Origin of the sequence: Cryobacterium sp. TmT2-59 (assembly GCF_004403545.1) — a bacterium.
Lineage (GTDB): Bacteria > Actinomycetota > Actinomycetes > Actinomycetales > Microbacteriaceae > Cryobacterium > Cryobacterium shii.
In genome coordinates this window covers 49796-65787 of sequence record NZ_SOGM01000018.1, presented here as the reverse complement: position 1 = coordinate 65787, position 15992 = coordinate 49796, and the positions used below count along the sequence as shown (strand labels likewise).

The following is a 15992-nucleotide window of genomic DNA, read 5'->3' as shown; positions in this document are numbered from 1 at the left end:
CTCATTTCTGCTTGCGCTCCCCGCCGAGCGCGGCTCGTGCAGCTCGTCCGTGGCACAGCCCGAATTATTTGCGTTCGAGTGTGACTGTCTTGGTTACGCCCATCGCTGAGACGTCGTAGCTGATGACCTTGTCGTTATACGAGAACGTTTTGATCGGGTCGCTTGAGGCGAGCATCGCGCCCGAAGTCTTCTCTGTGTCATTCTGCGAGTCCCAGGAGTAAACACCTGACTCGGTCGGAGCCTCGTAACTGCCAGCCCAATAGAGGGCCTTTGTATTGCCACCGTCGCTGACCCAGTTGATCTTGATCGAGCCCGAATCAATCGTGGCGGACTGATAGCTGTCCTCGGACCCTGAATTGGTCGACATCCACTCGCCGGTGAGGTCGGCAGGCATCTCCGGAGCAGGAGCTTCCGAGACCTTTGGCGACTGTGAAGAGCTGGCGGCCTCTGAGTCAGGAACCGCAGCGCACCCGGCAAGGCTGCCTCCGAGGAGCGCAAGAGCTGCTGCAGCTGTGAACAGGATTTTTGCCTGGGTTCGGTTCAATGCGATCTCCTTCGTTGCTGAGCGACCCAACCATATCAGCGCGACTCCGACACGATCGCGGCAGCTCTCCGCTGCCGATCTAGCGCCACCGAAGGGAAGCCCACAACTCTGCGGGCGGCCCAGTCCACACGCCCAATCCCGGGGAGGTGCTCGAAACCAGTCAACGTGGCTAATGTGAAAACGAGTTCGGCAGGTCAGAGCAGCGCATCGGAGTTTTGAAACGAGAGGAAGGCGATGACCCGACCAGTGCGAACCTGGAGGAGGGCGTCGATCCCGGCGGTCGCTGGAGGCCTGGCATTCTGGGCCGCCAACTTCGCGATCTCGCTGACCCCCATCGCCGCGGAGTACAGGGCCGCGCTTTCGATTGCCTACGTGCCGATGCTGCTGGAGGCCATGTTCGGTGGCATGGTTCTGGGATTCGGTGTCAGCTATTCCCTGGTTCGCTTCTACGACCGGCTGCCCACGCAGAGTCCTGTTCTCAAGTCATTGCTGCTGAGCCTCACCGCCCTGGTCGTCGTCACCGCACTCGTCGAAGTCCCCGCCAAGCTACTCACCCCGACGCCTGACGCCTGACGCCTGACGGTACTTCCTGATCGCGGCGCTGTTCAACGTGATCAGGATCGCGGCTCTCGGAGTTGTCATCGGCCTTCTCTACGGCAGGCTCTACGGGCCCGCGAGGGAGTGACCTCGAGTTCTTCCGGTTCCCCAGCAGAGGGACGGCTGCTACCCTGCCGATCAGCAACGCGACTCGGTCGAAACAGGAGATGAGTGGGATGCCAGCGGGAAAAGTCAATGACATGGCGCCGCGCACCGTAGCCCCCCTCACGGGTGCCTTCTACCTGGCGTTCGTGCTGGCCTCGCTGCTTGCCGGGTTGGTCGGCCACATCGGCATGGGCGGGGCCGAGCAGGTCTACGAGTCGATCGCCACGAACCCCTTGTCCTTTCGGCTCGCCCTTGTCATCGCGTATTTGTCGGCCTTCTTCTTCCTCGCGGCCGCCTGGGGCTTGTACGTTCTGCTCCGACCTGTCAACCGGCATCTGGCGCTGCTCTTCCTCCTGCTCAACGCGGTGGGCGTCGGCATCCAATGCGCCAGCATGATTCCACTCATTTCCGCTCTCCTGCAGCAGGATGGGGCCGGTCACCTTCAGGCCTACTCAGCTGCGCAACTGGAGGCGTCGGCGTATTTGTCGATCGACGTCTACAAGACGGCCTTCGCTACGGCCCAGCTGTTCTTCGGCATATGGCTGTTCCCGCTTGGCTATCTCGTGTTCAAGTCGGGGTTCCTTCCGAAATTCCTCGGGGTCATTCTGATCGTCGATGGGGTCGGTGTCATCATCTGGTTCCTTCAGGCACTGCTGCTGCCGGACTACCCCGCGATCAGCTACCCGTCGTTCGCCGTGGGGTTCATCGCCGAGGTCGGACTGGCGCTGTGGCTGCTCATCATGGCCGTGAAGGTCGTCGACGCCGAGGAGGATCTGCCCGACTGACGATGCAGGACGACGACGACGGATGGCCTGCGGCTCACACCGTCGTTCCTTGGTCGCATTCCTTGTCGCTGCGTTGCTGCGCGATATCGTCAGCCTCGTCGACAGTGACCGCGCCTCAGCGCAGGATGATCGGTATCAGCATGTCGATCTGCGTGAACGGTGATAGCCGTGACCCAGCCGCTGAGAAGTTCCGCCCAGAAGCGCAAATCTCTACTCACCGGCACGAGGACAACATGGAAGAGGGAATTGGGTTGTCGCCCGGCTCGTGTCACCGCCGGCTGAAGTGGTGATTGATTCCCAAGAGCTTCAAACGCTGGCGGGGCGTTCGTTGCTTATATGAGCTACTAACGCGAATCCCGCGGTGAGGAATGCAAACCAAATGAATGGGTTCCGCGGACCGCGGCTAAGCAGGTACAGCTGGTATGGGTCTCCGAGGGTGTACGTCTCCGGGTTGCCGAAAAGAAGCCCGAGCCCCACGAGAAAACATGCCATCATTCCGATCGTCACTCCAACGGCGAAGGCACGCGGAAGCATCAGACCGCCCAGAAGTAGGACACCAAATACGAGGATCGTAAGGGCCATTCGCGGCAGCACACTGAGCAGCGCGGCTCCGGAGAACAGTCCCGCCCACCCTCCTTCCGAGAAACCAAGTAGCGCGTAGAAGAGAGCACCCGAGAGGATGCCGGCGACAGACAACACAACGGTTTTCATCGCACGCCGTGGGACGCGTGCGAGAGTCGTTCCGTACGTTCGGACACCATCGTCCTCCTTACGCGCAAGTCACCGCCTGGTCGCTCAACGGCGTGAACGGACACTACCGACTTCGGTTCACCTCCACAAGGGTTGAAGGGTGACCCAGTACCCCTGACGGCGGTAGCGTGTGAGGCACGGACGCACCGGCGCGCAGGCCCGGCAGGGTGCTCGCTCACATCACCTGGACCCGGCAGAATTGAACCATGACCCCGCTCCCCCGCAGCACCCCTGAAGCCGAGGGAATGTCTTCCCAGGCCATTCTCGATTTCGTCGCCGCGGCGGAGCAGCTCGAGAGCCTGCACAGCCTCATGGTCGTTCGACACGGCCGCGTCGTGGCCGAGGGCTGGTGGCATCCCTACGCGGCGCAGCATCCGCACCTTATGTTCTCGGTGAGCAAGAGCTTCACCTCGACCGCCATCGGGCTCGCCATCGGCGAGGGCCGGCTGACGCTCGACGACCTCGTCGTCGACCTGCTCCCCGATGACCTGCCCGCGCAGATCGACCCGCACCTGGCCGCGCTGAGCGTGCGCCACCTGCTCACCATGACCACGGGGCATCCGACCGACACTGTGTCGCTCGCCGACGACTCTCACGGCGACAACTGGGCCCGCACCATCCTCACCCAGCCCCTCGAGTTCGCGCCGGGCAGCCACTACGTCTACAACAGCGGGGCGAGCTACCTGCTCTCGGCGATCCTCCAGCGACTCACCGGTGAGCGCCTGTTCGACTACCTCACCCCTCGGTTGTTCGACCCGCTCGGCATCGTCAGCGCCACCTGGCAGACCTGCCCGCGCGGAATCGACGCCGGCGGTTGGGGGCTCTCCATCACGACCGAGCAGCTCGCGACCTTCGGCCAGCTGCTTCTGCAGCGAGGCGAGTGGAACGGCACGCGACTCGTCGCGGCGGAGTGGATCGACGAGGCCACCTCCACGCAGGTGGACACGTCGGGCACCGAGCACGATGTCGACGGACGGGAGGGCTACGGCTACCAGTTCTGGCGGAACCGGCCGACGGGCTACCGCGCCGACGGGGCCTTCGGCCAGTTCTGCCTCGTGCTTCCAGAAACGGATGCCGTGATCACGCTGACCTCGGCGCTCCCGACCGCGCAACGCGCCCTCGATCTCGTCTGGGAACACCTGCTGCCCGCCTTCACCGACCACCCGATCCCCGAACTGAAGACCGGTCTCGCCGGAACGCTGGCGTCCCTCACCCTGCCGACCGTCATCGGGGAGCGCACGTCACCGACGGCTGCCCGGGTGGCGGGCATCCGCTTCAACTTCGATGATGCGGAAGTGACCGCGGCCACTCTCGAGCCGGGTCTGCTCACGATCATCCGTGGCGGCACGGCGCGACCGATAGCATTCGGTCACGGCGAGTGGGTGGCATCCGGTGATGCCCGGGTGCTGTCCAGCGGCGCGTGGGTCTCCCCCAAAACCCTGGTCGTGCGGGCGCACAACGTGGGCACACCGTTCTCGCGCACGTACACACTCGACTTCGGGACTGACGCGTTAACCCTCGACATCGAACAGAACGTTGCGTTCGGGGACCTGCCCCACACTCGCCTGGTCAGCCGCTAGCCGATTGCTGGGCCGCAGCCTCCCGACGCGGAGCTAGCGCTGGGCCTCTTGCGGGCGCTTTCCGACGGTGCTGGAAGACAATCTTTAGTGACGGGATTTCTCCCATTTCGTCACGCATTCTGGCAAGATTCGCGAGTTTTCTCAGCTTGCTTGCGCTGCCTCCCGGCGCCGAATCATGATGAATGCCACCCGGGAATGCCGTCGGTCATCGTCGACGGGCCCGTCCACATTTCGAAGGAGAGCCATGTCCAACGCCGATCCAACATTTGCCCCCGGTGCCGCCGGATTTGACTTCAACACGGCCAGAGAGAGCACCTTCAACACGGACACCGTAGAGTCCAGCCGCCTCGACAGCAACGTCGCCCCCGTCACAGCGGACCAGAGCCCCACCGTCGGAGACCGGGCCGCCGATGTCAAGGACACATCGGTCGCCGCCGGTCAGCACGTCGCCGGCGTCACCAAGGAAGAGATTCATAAGGTCGGCTCTGAGACCAAGAAGCAGGCCAAGGACCTCTACCGCGAAACCCAGTCGGAACTCGCCGACCAGGCCGCAGCCCAGCAGAAGCGGGTAGCCTCAGGCATCCGTTCACTCGGCGACGAGTTCGGCGCGATGGCCGGGAAATCCGAAACCCAGGGAGTGGCCAGCGACCTCGCCCAGCAGGCCGCCACGCGAGCCGCCGGGATCGCAGACTGGCTGGACCAGCGCGACCCGGGCTCCCTCCTCGGCGAGGTGAAGAACTACGCCCGGCGCAAGCCCGGAACCTTTATTGCCATCGCCGCCGTAGCGGGTGTCCTCGCCGGACGGCTGACGCGCGGGGTGATCGAGGAGTCCAAGGACTCTGCCGAGGAGCCCACCCGCGAGTCCAAGGTCACGCCCGGTTACGCCGCCGCGACCCCCGGATACGCCGTCACCAACCCCGACTACACCGCCACTCCCGCGTACGGATCCAACTCCGAGTACTCCACCAACCCCGACCTCGGTGGGATGCCGCGATGACCGACCTGCACACCCCGTCCGAGGTCAAGGCCGCCGAAACCTCCCTGGGTGACCTGCTCACCGAGGTCACCCGTGACGTGTCCACACTCATGCGCCAGGAGGTCGCGCTCGCGAAGGCGGAAGTGCGCCAGTCCGCCACCCGCGCGGGCAAGGGAGCCGGCCTGCTCGGGGGCGCGGGCTATGCCGGCCATCTCACCGTTCTCTTCCTCTCGCTCGCGGCCTGGTGGGGACTCGGCCAGGCCATGGACATCGCCTGGGCGGCGTTCATCGTCGCCCTGGTCTGGGGAATCGTGGCCGCCGTGCTATATGTCCTGGGCCGCAAAGAACTCAATACCGTTCAGGGCGCGCCACGCACCGTCGATTCTTTGAAGCACATTCCAGACGCACTCAAACGAAATGAGGAAAACCGATGAGCACCGACATTTCTCCCAGCACCAGCACCAGCACCGACCCGGACGTCCTCCGCGCCGAGATCGAAATCACGCGCCGCGAACTCGGCAGCGACGTCGACGCCCTGGCCGACAAGGTCACGCCGGGCAAAATCATGCAACGCCAGACCGACAAAGTGAAAGGAGCCGTGGGCTCTGTGAAAGACAAGTTGATGGGTTCCGCCTCCGACGCGGGCGATTCGCTGAGCGGCCTCGCCGACGACGCCTCCGACGCAGCACACCACGCCGCACAGAAAGCGAAGGGCAACCCCCTGGCCATCGGCCTGATCGCCTTCGGGGTCGGCTGGCTGGCGTCGTCGATGGTCCCCGCGAGCACCACGGAGAAGCGAATCGCCGGCAAGGTCACCGAAGCCGCTGAGCCGCTGGTGCAGGAAGTGACCGACGCCGCAAAGCAGGTCGGCGAGCACCTCAAGCAGCCGCTCACCGATGCCGCGGATGCCGTGAAGGACACGGCCACGGATGCGGCAGCCACCGTCAAATCCGAGACCACCGACGCCGTCAGCGAGGTGCGCGACGAAGCAAAGCACGCGGGGCAGACCCCGGGCCATTAGCGCCGGCTCCCGGCGGCACGGTCGACCCGCTCACGCAGTTGGGTCTGACCGGCCGCCGGGTTTCACCTCGTTTGCACCTCGTGCTGTCCCTGGAAAGGAACCGATGACCCCCTCTCTCCTGGCCACGACGCTCACTCGGCAGGACGGCGACGCCGACGTCAACGACCGCCACGACCTGATGCACCGTAACCTGATGGCCACAATGCTGTTCTCGGCGGGCCTGCCCATGATCCTCGGCGGCGACGAACCAGGCCGCAGCCAGGGCGACGACAACAACGACTGCTGCCAGGACAACGAAATCTCCTGGTTCGACTGGGATGCGGTCGACCACGAGATGCTTGCCTTCACGCGTGACCTCCTCACGCTGCGCCAAGAAAATCCGGCCCTGCGCCCCAACTGGTTCCGGCAGTCCCCCGATGCCGGCACGGGCGACACAGTGCGGGTCTTGCGAGCGGATGCCGAAAAGTTCAGTGACGCGGATTGGGATGACGTGGACGCCCAGGCGATGGCCTTCATTCTGGAGCACGTCGGCGCGGACGCGTTTGCGTCCCTGCTTAACGCCGGCCCGAAGGAGGTGGAGTTCACCATTCCCTCCTCTCCCAACCAGGAATGGGAACTCGCCACCTCCAGCGATCCAGGTCAGAGGGTGTCATCCTCCGGGAGCACGCTCCCCGTGAGAGATGGGTCCTTCACCCTGCTTCGTTCCCGGGCCTGGAGATCGGGCCTTACGGGAGGGCGTGTCCCGCGGCCGTGAAGAGGCGGTACCACTCCTCACGGCTGAGCGGGATATCGGACCCGGCGGCGGACTCCACCACTCGCGCGGGCTTGGTCGTGCCCAGGACCACCTGAATGTTGGCCGGGTGCCTGGTGATCCAGGCGACAGCGATCCCCGTGGGCGTGACGCCGTGGGCGGCGGCGATTTCCTCGAGCGCGTCATTGAGCGGGCCGTAATGCTCCCGGTCGCCCACGAACGCACCGTCGAAGCTGCCGCTCTGGAACGGCGACCAGGCCTGCAGGGTGATGTCGTTCAGTCTGCTGTACTCGAGGAGCCCGTTGTCCCGAACAACGGACTGTTCCAGCCCTGCCATGTTGGCGGCGACTCCCTGGGAGATCAACGGCGCGTGGGTGATGCTCAGCTGCACCTGGTTGAAGGCGAGCGGCTGGTTGACTGATCGCTTCAGAAGTTCGATCACCCCAGGCGTCTGGTTGGAGACGCCGAAGTTGCGCACCTTCCCCGCGGCGTGCAGGGCGTCGAACGCCGAAGCGACCTCCTCGGGCTCGACCAGGGTGTCCGGACGGTGCAGCAGCAGGATGTCCAGGTAGTCGAGGTTCAGCGCCGCGAGGGACTCGTCGACCGAGCGGAGGATGTGTTCCCTGGAGAAATCGAAGAAGCCCTGCCGGATGCCGACCTTGGACTGGATGATGACCGACTCACGCTCTGCGTCCGTGAACGTGACCGCGTCACCGAACCGCTTTTCACACCCGTGGGCCCCACCGTAAATATCGGCGTGGTCGAAGAAGTTGATGCCGGCATCCCGAGCGGTGCCGACGAGAGTGCGGATCTCCTCATCCCCCAGTTCCGAGATCCTCATCAAGCCGAGAATGACATTGGATGCTTGCAGGTTCGTGCGTGGAGGGTTGTAGATCTTCATCAATCCATCCTGCCTTACTTCGAATTCCCGCGGCGCGGACGCTTTGAGGGTCCCCAAGCCCAGCGTCGCTTAGACCGGTTCCGGAGGCGCGCGGCCCCTCCACAAATAGCGTTTGATCAGGTTCTCCACAGGGCACTGGTGGGTGCCCGTTTGGGCCGTTGAATGTCGGTGGGTGCCCGTATCGTGTGTCTCATGAAGCCCTCAGTTGTGGAGCAGATGGAGACCCTGGGTCGTCATTTCGACGCGATCCGGGAGACGCAGGCGGAGGCCGCCCGGGTGGACGCTCGCCTCGCCGAGCAGGTCGATCAGGCACGGCGGTTCGCCGAGGCGGTGGTGCGGGACGCCGCCCGGGACCCGGCGGCACTCTCGCTGGCCGCGCGGGTGCCCCGCGCCGGGTGGGACGCCGCGATGATCGCCGAGCGGGAGTTCGTGACCGAGCTGGCCTGCACGCTGCGGTTGCCGGTGCGGTCGGCGGAGACCCTGATCGCCGAGAGCCACACCCTCATGAACGAACTGCCGGGCACCCGGGCAGCCCTGCAGAACGGGGCGATCACCTACCGGCACGCGCAGGCGCTGATCAATCAGGCCTGGTCCCTCCCAGCCGAGGCGCTGGCCGGGTTCGAGCAGGCCCTGCTGAAGTCGGCACCCCACCTGACCGTCTCGAACCTCAAACACCGGGCCCGGGTGCTGCGGGAACGGCTGCACCCGGAATCGATCAGGGCCCGGCATCAGAAGTCCGTGGCCGACCGCAGAGTCTTCTTCGAGCCGGAGCCCGATGGGATGGCCTCGCTGCACTGGTACGACTCCGCGGAGAAGGTGAAGGCCGGGTACGACCGGCTCACGGTGACTGCGTTGAGTTCGCAGGGCCCGGGCGAGAAACGCACGTTGACTCAGCTGCGCGCGGACACGTTCGCGGACCTCATCCTCGACGGGGTCACCGCGTCGGGCGTCGGCAGGGGAATCCGCGGCACCGTGCATGTCACCGTCCCGGTGATGACGCTCCTCGGCCACTCCGAGGAGCCCGGCGAGCTCGAGGGGTACGGGCCGATCGACCCGGATACGGCCAGGGAGATCGCGGCGCGGGCCCCGAGTTTCATCCGCATCCTGACCCATCCCGAGACCGGGGCGGTGCTGTCGGTGGGCCGCACCCGGTACAAGGTGCCGAAAGACCTGAAACGGTATTTGAGGGTGCGAGATGCGACCTGCCGGTGGCCGGGTTGCCGGCGGGCGGCAGCGCACTGCGACCTCGACCACACCCTGGACTGGCAGTTCGAGGGGCTGACCGCGCACGACAATCTCGCGCACCTGTGTCCGGCCGACCACGCGCTGAAGTCGGAGACGCGATGGAGCTACGTGCACCTACCGGACGGCACACTCGAGTGGACATCCCCGACCGGGCGCAGGTTCATCAGCGAACCGGTCACGATCATCCGCCCGCCGGAAAGTTGGCGAAGATCGAAGGCTGGGCCACCACCGGAGCAGGTGCGGCCGGCCGACGCGAAGACGCGGCCGCCGGAGTCGGACGAACCCCCACCGTTCTGAGGGGCACGCCGAGCTCTATTGGGCACACCGAGATGGACACCGAGACAGTGAAGCGACAGCACATCAGTAGCGCTGTCGCGCTGATTCACTCTCGGGCCCAGCACCGGAGTAGCGCTGTCGCGCTGATTCACTCTCGGGCCCAGCACCGGGCCCGACGGATGTCCCATCGGGCCCGGTGCTCACTGGCGATCAGTGATCGGCGGCCAGCCGATCGAGCATTATCAGTGGTCGTCGTTCTCGTTGGTCGAGCCCGCCGGGATACCGGGGACATCGTCAGGCCCGTAGATCTTCGCGTCCCCAGGGTACGGAGACGTCCAGTGGTGGGTCTGGTACCAGGTCCAGCGGTTCATCAGGTCCGGGTTGTTGAAGTCCGCCACCGCGTCGTGGTGAGCGGTTCCGGTGAAGTGCTGCTTCTCGGCCCACCTCTGCCACTTGGCAGCGACGGTTTTCTCAGCCGCAGGGATCTCAGCGGCCTTGGCGGCGGCGGCGTTCACCGCGTCCGCCTCTGCGCCGGTCGTGCCGAGCGTGTCGTAGCCGCAGGCGGGCGCGGTCACCACGCCCTCGGTCAGCGGCACCTGGTTGAGCACCGCGTCATACGGAGTCAGGTCGGCTTTGTTGGTGAACGCATCCGTCATCGGCGTCGCCGCGGCGAGCTTCTGGTTCAGCGGTTGGGCGCCGAGGATCTGCTCGATGGTGCGGACCATGCTGATCTGCGAGTAATACGTGCTGACGGTCTTGCCGTGCACCGCATACGGGCTGATCACCTGAACGGGAGCGCGGTGGCCGTCGACGTGGTCGGCGCCGTCCTGGGTGTCGTCCTCGGCAATGAAGATCGCCGAGTCTTTCCAGTAGGGAGAGTGGGAGATCTCTTCGACGATCTTGCCGACCGCGAGGTCGTTGTCAGCGACCTGGGCCTCCGGGTCTGCGGTGCCGCCGGTGTGGTCGCTCGACAGCCACATCATGTTGAGGTTGGCCGGACCGTTCTTCTCGAAGTTCTGCTTCCAGGTCTGGTAGCGGTAGATGTCGGGTATCGCGAGGTCGAACGGCGCGGCGTTCGGGTCCGTGATCGCGTTGAGAGACGGAATGACGGAGCTGGCGTGAAGCTGAAGCGACGGGGTGAACAGCTGGGCGGGGTCACCGCCGGCCGTGACATCCTTCGCCGCGCAGTAGTACTGCTGCCAGGTCGCACCGGCCGGCTTGCCCTCGCCGTATTCGAACTCACCGAAGTTCCTGGCGGTCTTGCCGGCGGCCTGGATCGAGTTCCAGAGGAAGCCGGAGCGCTGGTGGCCCAGCACGTCCTCCTCCGTGTCGTACGAGCGGGCGTACTCGCCCGCGCTGGTCTCGCTGTATGCCGGGTTGTCGCCCTGCATGAGCCAGTTGTGGCCCTCAGCCGAGTTCGTCCCGATGTCGTACGTGTTGTCGTACAGGCCGAACTGGGTCGCAAGCGCGTGCTGGTTCGGGGTGACTTTCTGGCCGAACTGCGTGAGCGAGGGGTCGCCGTTGCCTTGCTTCATGTCGCCGAAGAGCTGGTCGTAGCTGCGGTTCTCCTTGACGATGAGGAACACGTGCTTGATGGCCGACGGATCCCCGATGCGTTTCGGGATGGCCTGGACTGACTCGTTCTCGCCCTGGGCCTGCTTGAGCGAGGTGGCATCCCAGCCGTTCTGGGCAAATACCGTCGCGGTGTATTTCTTGATTTCCTGGTCACTCGGCAGGGTGAACCGGGTGAGCGAGGCGGTCGTCGAGTGACTGCCGTGACCGGTCGCGGGGGTGGTGCCCTGCCCCTTGTCGTAGGTCAGCGCCGGGCCGCGCGCGTCGATGCCACGCGTGTTGGTGACCACGATCTGGCCGTTGACCGAGCTGACGTTCTCCGGGAAGTAGTCCGTCGGTAGCAGGCCGATGGAACTGGCCGGGTCGCGCGGGTCCTTCCTGTTGACCGTGTACACCGCGATGGCGTTGGCGCGGCCGAGAGACACCAGCAGGTGGTTGTCCTGCATGGTGATCGCGGTCGGCTCGTAGCCGGTCGTCGAGGAGGCCCACGGCTGGGTGGCGATGGTCTGCATGACCGTGTTGGTCTTCGTATCGATGACCGAGATGGTGTCGCTGTTCGTGTTGGCCACGTACAGGATGGTGCCGTCGAGGTACATCGCTGTCGGGTGCAGTTCAACCGGGATCGACGAGACCGGCGTCGACGGGTTCGCCGTGTCGATGACGCTGACCGTGCCCGTCGTGGAGGTGCCCAGAGTGGTGTCGGCGGGCACCTGCGTGCCGTAGGAGTCCATTGTCGTGTCACCCGCGACGGCCTGGCGACCGCCCTCGTTCGTGACGTAGAGCATGCTGTCGATGAGCTTCAGCTGGCGCGGAGCGATGCCCACGGCAAAGGTCTGCTTGATCGTGCCCGTGGCCGGGTCGATTGCGACCGCCGAGTTCTGACCGTTGACGGCAGCGTAGAGGGTCGAGCCGTCGGCAGAGAAGGCCATGCCGGCGGTCAGCGCCTTGTGGCCACCGACGGTCGGGATGCTGATCTTGGTGCCGGCCCCGAGCGAGCCGTCCGCGTTGAACGGATACCGGACGATGCCGGTGGCGACTGACACGAAGAGGAACTTCCCGTCTGGGGAGAAAATCGGTCCCTCCTGACCGACGGTGCCGTCGGAAATCTTGAGGTAGGCCATGTTCCCGAACCCGGCGTCAGTCGCCGCGGTCGCGAACTTCGCGGCAGCAAGGGTGCCCGCTGCTGCGACCGGCTTGTACGTCTTGAGGTCGAAGACCTGCAGGTCGACCGAACGGTCGGCGCTGGTTCCGGCGAGGAAGCGGCCGTCGGGGCTGACGACCGAGCCCATGAGCTTGCCGAACGGCGTCATCAGTCGGTCACCGATGGGCTGAAGCGTCTGATCTGATGAGATCTGTTCCGCGCCGCTGTACAGGCTTCCGACCTGCTGGTCGCCGAACCCGAGCGTCGACGCGGTGGCGATGCCCCCGCCGAGTAGAGCAAGGGCGCAGCCTCCGGCGGTGACAGCGAGAATTCGATGGCCAGCAGCCAGGGAACAGAGATGGCGCAGGCGGGAATGCCCGCTCCGCGGTGATTTGCTGTTCATTTACATACCCATTTTCCGGAGTCCGTTGTGCCGATGTAGCCTCGTCAGAGGCGCAAAACAGACACTTACAGAACCCCAGGGTGTGCAGCCAAACAACCGATGAATGGGCGGTTACCGCTGACCAACGGCAGGAAGCGCGATCAGCGCAGGGGCGCCCGCCGGATTGAAGCAGTGCTCTGCAGCGCTTCAACCCGGCGGACTCCAATCACTGGGACTGGAGCTTCTTCGCCCTCCGCACCTGGTGCAGGATCGGCTCGGTGTATCCGTTGGGCGAGGATGCGCCCTCAAGGATGAGCCGACGGGCAGCCATGAATGCGAGCCCGGGTCCGGTCGACCCGATCAGTGCTTCGTAGGTCGGGTCACCGGCATTCTGCGCATCGACGACCGCAGCCAGTTGCCCGAGGCTCGCGTCGACATCCGTCTTGCTGATCACGCCGTGGGTGAGCCAGTTCGCGAGGAGCTGACTGGAGATGCGCAGGGTCGCGCGGTCCTCCATGAGCCCGACGCCGTGAATGTCGGGAACCTTGGAACAGCCGACCCCCTGATCGACCCATCGAACGACATAGCCGAGGATCGACTGTACGTTGTCGTCGAGCTCGGTCTGGCGCTCTTCGTCGCTGAGCTCTCGTTCGGCGAGCGGGAGGACCAGAATCGGGTCGAGCGCCTGACGAGTGCGCCCGGCCAGTTCGCGCTGACGGACGGCCACGTCGACCTCGTGATAGTGGGTCGCGTGCAGTGTCGCCGCCGTGGGAGACGGGACCCAGGCGGTGGTGGCGCCGGACAGGGGGTGCGCGATCTTCTTCTCGAGCATGTCGTGCATGAGATCGGGCATGGCCCACATGCCCTTGCCGATCTGAGCCCGGCCGGGGAAACCGGCCGCGAGACCGGCGTCGACGTTCGCGTTCTCGTAGGCGGCCATGAAGGGCATGGAACGGATCTCGCTCTTGGTGGCCATCGGCCCGGCGTGCATGGAGGTGTGGATCTCATCGCCGGTGCGATCGAGGAATCCCGTGTTGATGAAGACGATGCGCTCAGCGGCCACGGCGATGCAGGACCGCAGATTCAGCGTCGTTCGCCGTTCTTCGTCCATGATCCCCACCTTCACGGTGAGCGGGGGCAGGCCAAGGAGCTGCTCCACGCGCGCGAACAGGTCGACGGTGAACGCCACCTCGTCGGGGCCGTGCATCTTCGGCTTGACGATGTACACCGAGCCGGTGCGTGAGTTGCCGCCGCGGGTCTCGCCGACGAGATCGGGGAACGAGCCGAGAACGGTCACCACCGCGTCGAGAATGCCTTCGAAGACCTCGACGCCGGAGGCGTCACGCACGGTGTCGGTCTGCATCAGGTGCCCGACGTTGCGCACCAGCAGCAGGCTGCGGCCGGGCAGCGTCAACTCGCCGCCACCAGGAGCCGTGTAGACGCGGTCGCCGTTCATGGTTCGGGTGAAGGCGCCGGCAGCCTTCCGGACGGTCTCACTCAGCGTTCCGCCCATGAGCTCGCGCCAGTTGCGGTAGCCGAGCACCTTGTCGTCGGCGTCGACTGCGGCCACCGAGTCTTCGAGGTCCATGATCGTTGTTACCGCGGACTCGAGCACGATGTCCTGGATGCCCGCAGCATCCGTGGCCCCGATGGGTGCGGCCCGGTCGATGATCACGTCGAGGTGCAGTCCGTGATGAACGAAGAGCAGAGACGACGGCTCCGACTGCTCGCCCCGGTAGCCGACCAGCGCCGAGGGGTCGGCCAGTCCGACGGATGACCCGTCCCCCAGAGCGACGACCAGCTCGCCGTTCTCGACCCGGTACGCGACGGCATCCGCGTGCGAACCGTTCTCGAGCGGGACGGCCTGGTCGAGGAGAGCCCGCCCGCGGGCGATGACCCGTGCGCCCCGGACAGCGTTGTAGGAGTCTCCCCGGGTCGCGCCGCCGTCATCCTCGATCGCATCCGTGCCGTAGAGCGCGTCGTAGAGCGAACCCCAGCGGGCGTTGGCCGCGTTGACGGCGAACCGCGCGTTGAGCAGCGGAACGACAAGCTGCGGCCCGGCCTGCGACGCGATCTCCGCATCGACGTTCGAGGTGGTGATGGTGAAGTCTCCGGGTTCGGGCGCGAGGTACCCGATCTCGGTCAGGAAGGCGCGGTACTCGGCCGGGTCCGGCTGGCCGGGGTGAGCCTGGTGAAAGGCGTCGATCCGGGCCTGCAGGTCATCCCTGATGCCGAGCAGTTCAATGTTCCTGGGCGTGAGGTCGCTGATCAGCGTGCTCAACCCCTGCCAGAAAGCGTCCACGGCGATGCCGGTGCCCTGCAGGGCTTCATTCTCGACGAACGCGGCGAATGAAGCGGCGACATCGAGATCTGCTCGCTGTTCGCGTGGCGCGAGGCCGGCGACAGGCAGTGATACGGATGCTTCGACGGGCATGTTCATCGTTGAACTCCTTGGTAAGAACAGCTAGTGCGGGTGCGCCCGCTGGGCCGACTGTGTCTGGCCAGTCTCTCACCCGCCACCGCCCCTTCGTGACGAACTCACGTCGGGGCGGACTCGCCAGCCCTCACCGAAAACAGCGAATGAATCCGCGTCACCACTGACGACGACCACGTCATTATCCAGACGAAAGCCCCACCGGAATTCTCCGGCGGGGGTCTTTCATTCGCGAGCATCGTCAACGACGATGACTCCGCCACCGTCAAATAACGCGACGGGCGACCAGTGGGACCGCATGGTTGACCCCGGCGCCGGCCTGCCCAAGCAGCAACGGCAGGAACCAGAACCAGCCTTGCATCGTGGCTTCGGCTGGGTTCACGCGTCCGTTACACGCCTCGGCGACCCGACATCGAGCGCACCAAGAATGCAATCACAGCAATCACCAGCAGGACCACGCCCACCCACAAGAGGAAGTTCAGCGACTGCACGAAACCGCCCGTCAGCAAGAGGACGACCGCGATGATGGCCACGACGATCAGCAGAATGTTCATGGTGTTCCTTTCCAATGTTTTCGAAAACTTCGGGCGACCGTCCTCGTTCGCTATTTCTTGAACACGTCTTTCACATGTTCGCCGGCCTGCTTCAGACTCGCCTTGGCCTGGTCGGTCTTGCCCTCAGTCTCGAGCGACTCGTCCCCAGCGATCTTGCCTGCGCTCTCCTTGAGCTTTCCCGAGGCCTTGTCAGCCGCGTTCTTGATCTTGTCAGCCTCACTCATTGTTTCCACCTCTCAGCAATCAAAGACAGCGAGGCGGCGCCGGCCGATCGGATCCTCAGCGTTCTGGACGAACCCCGTCCCAATTACCCTACTCTTGCGGTCGGGCTTCAACAATGAACTAGACACCGGCTCCCGCCTCATCCACCCGTAATTC

General features: G+C 65.1%; 15 protein-coding genes. 8 read left to right on the top strand and 7 right to left on the bottom strand.

Annotated features, from left to right (window positions below):
- Nucleotides 1-64: 64 nt before the first annotated feature.
- Complete coding sequence (locus E3T24_RS02830; protein ID WP_198416053.1) at nucleotides 65-544, bottom strand: hypothetical protein; 480 nt, start codon at nucleotides 542-544, stop codon at nucleotides 65-67.
- A gap of 234 nt (nucleotides 545-778) precedes the next feature.
- Here E3T24_RS02830 and E3T24_RS02825 point away from each other — a divergent pair, with 234 nt between their 5' ends.
- Both E3T24_RS02825 and E3T24_RS02820 read left to right on the top strand, forming a co-directional pair.
- Nucleotides 779-1117 carry a hypothetical protein gene (locus E3T24_RS02825; protein WP_134368051.1) on the top strand — a complete coding sequence of 113 codons (339 nt, stop codon included), beginning with the start codon at nucleotides 779-781 and terminating at the stop codon, nucleotides 1115-1117.
- Nucleotides 1118-1341: 224 nt separating this feature from the next.
- Nucleotides 1342-2031, top strand: a complete 690-nt coding sequence (locus E3T24_RS02820) for a DUF4386 domain-containing protein (RefSeq protein ID WP_166789035.1) — start codon at nucleotides 1342-1344, stop codon at nucleotides 2029-2031.
- 306 nt (nucleotides 2032-2337) lie between these two features.
- Here the strand turns inward: E3T24_RS02820 and E3T24_RS02815 are convergent, their stop codons facing one another.
- Entirely contained in the window at nucleotides 2338-2742 is a 405-nt protein-coding gene (locus E3T24_RS02815) for a hypothetical protein (protein WP_134368053.1), read from the bottom strand.
- Between the two features lie 245 nt (nucleotides 2743-2987).
- On the opposite strand from E3T24_RS02815, the gene E3T24_RS02810 reads away from it, so the two are divergent.
- The 5 genes from E3T24_RS02810 (at nucleotide 2988) to E3T24_RS02790 (ending at nucleotide 7112) form a co-directional block, all read left to right on the top strand.
- Nucleotides 2988-4361, top strand: a complete 1374-nt coding sequence (locus E3T24_RS02810; RefSeq protein ID WP_134409842.1) for a serine hydrolase — start codon at nucleotides 2988-2990, stop codon at nucleotides 4359-4361.
- 244 nt (nucleotides 4362-4605) lie between these two features.
- Nucleotides 4606-5358: a hypothetical protein gene (locus E3T24_RS17185; RefSeq protein ID WP_160141107.1), complete on the top strand. Its 753-nt coding sequence runs from the start codon at nucleotides 4606-4608 to the stop codon at nucleotides 5356-5358.
- Nucleotides 5355-5771 (top strand): phage holin family protein, encoded by a 417-nt coding sequence (locus E3T24_RS02800; protein WP_134434267.1) that lies wholly within the window; start codon nucleotides 5355-5357, stop codon nucleotides 5769-5771. The genes E3T24_RS17185 and E3T24_RS02800 overlap by 4 nt, the downstream gene beginning before the upstream one ends.
- Nucleotides 5768-6358 (top strand): DUF3618 domain-containing protein, encoded by a 591-nt coding sequence (locus E3T24_RS02795; protein WP_134368056.1) that lies wholly within the window; start codon nucleotides 5768-5770, stop codon nucleotides 6356-6358. Before E3T24_RS02800 ends, E3T24_RS02795 begins: the two co-directional genes overlap by 4 nt.
- A gap of 103 nt (nucleotides 6359-6461) precedes the next feature.
- A complete protein-coding gene (locus E3T24_RS02790) occupies nucleotides 6462-7112 on the top strand; it encodes a hypothetical protein (RefSeq protein WP_134368057.1) in 651 nt (216 codons plus the stop codon).
- On the opposite strand, the gene E3T24_RS02785 is transcribed toward E3T24_RS02790, so the two are convergent.
- The gene (locus tag E3T24_RS02785) at nucleotides 7084-8010 is read right to left on the bottom strand and encodes an aldo/keto reductase (RefSeq protein WP_134402317.1); all 927 of its coding nucleotides are present in this window, start codon (nucleotides 8008-8010) and stop codon (nucleotides 7084-7086) included. The two genes, E3T24_RS02790 and E3T24_RS02785, sit on opposite strands and share 29 nt — an antisense overlap.
- A 192-nt stretch (nucleotides 8011-8202) precedes the next feature.
- Here E3T24_RS02785 and E3T24_RS02780 point away from each other — a divergent pair, with 192 nt between their 5' ends.
- Nucleotides 8203-9552 carry an HNH endonuclease signature motif containing protein gene (locus E3T24_RS02780; protein ID WP_134368059.1) on the top strand — a complete coding sequence of 450 codons (1350 nt, stop codon included), beginning with the start codon at nucleotides 8203-8205 and terminating at the stop codon, nucleotides 9550-9552.
- Between the two features lie 221 nt (nucleotides 9553-9773).
- On the opposite strand, the gene E3T24_RS02775 is transcribed toward E3T24_RS02780, so the two are convergent.
- The 4 genes from E3T24_RS02775 to E3T24_RS02765 all read right to left on the bottom strand — a co-directional run bounded on the left by E3T24_RS02775 (nucleotide 9774) and on the right by E3T24_RS02765 (nucleotide 15838).
- The gene (locus E3T24_RS02775) at nucleotides 9774-12647 is read right to left on the bottom strand and encodes an alkaline phosphatase family protein (protein WP_134409840.1); all 2874 of its coding nucleotides are present in this window, start codon (nucleotides 12645-12647) and stop codon (nucleotides 9774-9776) included.
- Between the two features lie 205 nt (nucleotides 12648-12852).
- Nucleotides 12853-15060, bottom strand: coding sequence for a malate synthase G (locus E3T24_RS02770; RefSeq protein ID WP_134434277.1), 2208 nt, complete (start codon nucleotides 15058-15060; stop codon nucleotides 12853-12855).
- A gap of 389 nt (nucleotides 15061-15449) precedes the next feature.
- On the bottom strand, nucleotides 15450-15614 hold the full coding sequence (locus tag E3T24_RS17180) for a hypothetical protein (protein WP_166787179.1): 165 nt from the start codon (nucleotides 15612-15614) through the stop codon (nucleotides 15450-15452).
- 50 nt (nucleotides 15615-15664) lie between these two features.
- Entirely contained in the window at nucleotides 15665-15838 is a 174-nt protein-coding gene (locus E3T24_RS02765; RefSeq protein ID WP_134405669.1) for a CsbD family protein, read from the bottom strand.
- Nucleotides 15839-15992: the final 154 nt, after the last annotated feature.

What these genes read in the sequence shown, in the direction of transcription:
- E3T24_RS02820 (WP_166789035.1), top strand. Translation starts at nt 1,342, where the DNA reads ATGGCGCCGCGCACCGTAGCCCCCCTCACGGGTGCCTTCTACCTGGCG.
- E3T24_RS02810 (WP_134409842.1), top strand. Translation starts at nt 2,988, where the DNA reads ATGACCCCGCTCCCCCGCAGCACCCCTGAAGCCGAGGGAATGTCTTCC.
- E3T24_RS02770 (WP_134434277.1), bottom strand. Translation starts at nt 15,060, where the DNA reads ATGCCCGTCGAAGCATCCGTATCACTGCCTGTCGCCGGCCTCGCGCCA.
- E3T24_RS02765 (WP_134405669.1), bottom strand. Translation starts at nt 15,838, where the DNA reads ATGAGTGAGGCTGACAAGATCAAGAACGCGGCTGACAAGGCCTCGGGA.
- E3T24_RS02815 (WP_134368053.1), bottom strand. Translation starts at nt 2,742, where the DNA reads ATGAAAACCGTTGTGTTGTCTGTCGCCGGCATCCTCTCGGGTGCTCTC.
- E3T24_RS02775 (WP_134409840.1), bottom strand. Translation starts at nt 12,647, where the DNA reads ATGAACAGCAAATCACCGCGGAGCGGGCATTCCCGCCTGCGCCATCTC.
- E3T24_RS17180 (WP_166787179.1), bottom strand. Translation starts at nt 15,614, where the DNA reads ATGAACATTCTGCTGATCGTCGTGGCCATCATCGCGGTCGTCCTCTTG.
- E3T24_RS02800 (WP_134434267.1), top strand. Translation starts at nt 5,355, where the DNA reads ATGACCGACCTGCACACCCCGTCCGAGGTCAAGGCCGCCGAAACCTCC.
- E3T24_RS02785 (WP_134402317.1), bottom strand. Translation starts at nt 8,010, where the DNA reads ATGAAGATCTACAACCCTCCACGCACGAACCTGCAAGCATCCAATGTC.
- E3T24_RS17185 (WP_160141107.1), top strand. Translation starts at nt 4,606, where the DNA reads ATGTCCAACGCCGATCCAACATTTGCCCCCGGTGCCGCCGGATTTGAC.
- E3T24_RS02790 (WP_134368057.1), top strand. Translation starts at nt 6,462, where the DNA reads ATGACCCCCTCTCTCCTGGCCACGACGCTCACTCGGCAGGACGGCGAC.
- E3T24_RS02780 (WP_134368059.1), top strand. Translation starts at nt 8,203, where the DNA reads ATGAAGCCCTCAGTTGTGGAGCAGATGGAGACCCTGGGTCGTCATTTC.
- E3T24_RS02825 (WP_134368051.1), top strand. Translation starts at nt 779, where the DNA reads ATGACCCGACCAGTGCGAACCTGGAGGAGGGCGTCGATCCCGGCGGTC.
- E3T24_RS02795 (WP_134368056.1), top strand. Translation starts at nt 5,768, where the DNA reads ATGAGCACCGACATTTCTCCCAGCACCAGCACCAGCACCGACCCGGAC.